This window comes from Rhizobacter sp. P3_B12, assembly GCF_056402895.1.
Genome location: NZ_JBFUGN010001292.1, coordinates 1 through 1395, shown reverse-complemented (window position 1 = coordinate 1395; position 1395 = coordinate 1). Strand labels below are relative to the sequence as shown.

The 1395-nt window shown below is 71.3% G+C and carries 2 protein-coding genes; one reads left to right on the top strand and one right to left on the bottom strand.

Annotated features, from left to right (window positions below; all coding sequences use genetic code 11):
* Positions 1-426, bottom strand: a 426-nt coding sequence (locus AC1D01_RS34625) for a shikimate dehydrogenase family protein (RefSeq protein ID WP_477874031.1), incomplete at its 3' end; no start/stop codon positions are given.
* Between the two features lie 131 nt (positions 427-557).
* Between AC1D01_RS34625 and AC1D01_RS34620 the strand changes: the two genes are divergently transcribed.
* Positions 558-1331 carry an IclR family transcriptional regulator domain-containing protein gene (locus tag AC1D01_RS34620; protein WP_477874029.1) on the top strand — a complete coding sequence of 258 codons (774 nt, stop codon included), beginning with the start codon at positions 558-560 and terminating at the stop codon, positions 1329-1331.
* Positions 1332-1395: the final 64 nt, after the last annotated feature.

The following is a 1395-nucleotide window of genomic DNA, read 5'->3' as shown; positions in this document are numbered from 1 at the left end:
CGCGATCGCGACGCCGCCGCCGCCCACGCCGACCACCAGCGCCGCCCGGCCGGCCACCGGCACGCCGAAATGCGCCAGCGCCTTCGTGAAGCCGACGCCGTCGAACAGCGCCCCCTCCAGCGTGCCGTCGCCGTTGCGCCGCGCCGCATTCACCGCGCCGGCACTGCGGCCGAGCCGGTCGCAGCGGTCCAGCAGCTCGACCATCGCCGTCTTGTGCGGGATCGCGAGCCACAGCCCGTCGATGTTGCGGGCCTTCAGCGCCTGCCGCGCAAAGGCCGCCATGTCGGCCGGCGCCACCTGTGCCGGCACCAGCACCGCATCGGCCCCGTGGCGGGCGAACAGGTGGTTGAACACCTCCGGCGCCCGCACCTGCGCCACCGGGTCGCCGAGGATCAGGAAAACGCGCGTGCTGCCGGAAATGTTCATCGGCGCGAGCGTAGGCAGCGCCCGGGCGGGCCACAAGCGTGGCGACCCGGAATTGAGCGATGATCGCGCGACCTGCGCGACTATCGCGCTTTTTTCGGGTAACTACGCGGGTCATCGATCCCCACCAGCGCATGGACGACATCCCGTTCCAGATCGACCGGAAGGACCTCATCGAAGGCCTGGGCAAGGGCCTGCGCGTGATCGAGGCCTTCGATGACGACCATTCGCGCCTCACGCCCAGCGAGGCGGCGCAGCTGACCGGCCTCACCCGCACCGCGGCACGCCGCTACCTGCTGAGCCTGGTGCACTTCGGCTATGCCGGCACCGACGGCAAGCGCTTCTGGCTCGCCCCCCGCGTGCTGCGGCTGGGCCAGAGCTACATCGGCGCGGCCCGGCTGCCGCGGCTGGTGCAGCCGTTCATCCAGCGGGTGTCGATGCAATGCGGCGAGACGGTCAACGTCAGCGTGCTGGACGGGCACGAGGTGGTGTACGTGGCGCGCAGCAACGCGCCGCGCGTCGTGTCGATCGGCTACCACGTCGGTGCGCGGGCGCCGGCGCACGTCGCGACGCCGGGCATCGTGATGGTGTCGGCGCTGGCCGATGCGGAGCTCGATGCCTGGCTCGCCGCGCACGATTTCCATGCGTTCACCGCCCACACCGTCAGCACCGCCGAGGTGTTCCGCGAGCATGTGCGCGCGGCGCGCGCGCTCGACCACTGGATCACCGCGCAGCAGCGCGACCTGGGCCTGTCGGGCATCGCCACCGCGTTGCGCGACCGCAAGGGYGTCTGCAAGGGCGCCGTCGGCATGACGCTGCAGTCGGTCGCGTACACGCCGGAGCAGATGCGCTCGCAGCTGCTGCCGCTGCTGCACGAGGCGGCCCAGGCGCTGCGGCCGCTGCTGTGAATTCTGGTCACATGATGTATCGCGCCGCCGCGGGTAAGTCCCCCGTAAGTCGACTGACAGAACC